At 50.3% G+C, this 316-nt stretch carries 1 protein-coding gene; it reads right to left on the bottom strand.

Annotation, left to right across the window (positions count from 1 at the left end):
- A partial coding sequence (locus tag EZM41_RS14455) for a phage major tail tube protein (protein WP_446697791.1) occupies positions 1 to 97 on the bottom strand: 97 nt, incomplete at its 3' end.
- Positions 98 to 316 lie beyond the last annotated feature (219 nt).

Genomic DNA, 316 nt, shown 5'->3' with positions numbered 1-316 from the left:
CGTTAACCCTGGCAATGAAGTTGAACGGATCTATTTCGACAGACTCCTTGTCATCAAACCATACTTTAATGTAATTGATGCTGAACTCGTTCGCCACATCGCCTGATTTTGCAACATCTCGCAGGACATCCAAAGTTGCGTCTGCTATATCGGTATTCCCGAGTCGGCTCTAGATCCTGTTTGTAACCTCCTCTATTCCCCAGGCCCAGTGAACGAAGGAGGCGGCATTCCCAGTGGCGGCACTGTGGAAGAGTAATCGCCGCGTGCTCCTCGGCATATCGGGTGGGATATCAGCGTATAAGGCACCTCAGATTGT

The organism is Acetomicrobium sp. S15 = DSM 107314, assembly GCF_016125955.1.
Classification (GTDB): Bacteria; Synergistota; Synergistia; order Synergistales; family Thermosynergistaceae; genus Thermosynergistes; species Thermosynergistes pyruvativorans.
This window is presented reverse-complemented; position numbering and strand designations above follow the sequence as displayed.